Origin of the sequence: Mesorhizobium sp. M7A.F.Ca.CA.004.06.1.1 (assembly GCF_003999135.1) — a bacterium.
GTDB lineage: Bacteria > Pseudomonadota > Alphaproteobacteria > Rhizobiales > Rhizobiaceae > Mesorhizobium.
Map to the genome: position 1 here is coordinate 1 of NZ_RZPQ01001428.1, position 486 is coordinate 486.

General features: G+C 68.9%; 1 protein-coding gene. It reads right to left on the reverse strand.

The features are described 5' to 3' along the window. A partial coding sequence (locus tag EN906_RS36760) for an NAD(P)/FAD-dependent oxidoreductase (RefSeq protein WP_164777736.1) occupies positions 1-486 on the reverse strand: 486 nt, incomplete at both ends.

The window sequence follows — 486 nt, forward strand, 5'->3', positions numbered from 1 at the left end:
CGCCTGATGAGGTGATGGCGGCCGTGACATGACCGTTTTCGCCATCGAGCCTGGCGATGGAGGTGCCGGTGAGGATGCGCACGCCTGTCGCCTCCAGCCGTTGCCGGACGTGGCTCGCCACGATCGGCGCCACGGCGCGGCCGAGCAGCCGGTCCACCGCCTCGACCACTGTCACCGTGCGACCGGCGGCCCTCAACGTGGCTGCGATCTCCAACCCGATGAAACCGCCGCCGAGGATGACGACTTCGTCGCTTTGCGTGCTGAGGTCGCGGATCAGCCGCGCATCGGCCAGCGAGCGCAGCGACAGCACACCGGACAGGTCGGCACCGGGCAGCGGCAGCGTGCGCGGGCGCGAGCCTGTCGCCAGGATCAGGTGGTCAAAGGCCAGCGCACCACCGCCGGCAATATCCAAACTGCGGCGTCCGGCATCGATCCGATCGATCCTGACGCCGGGCCGGTAATCGATGGCGCTGCCGGTGTAAAAGG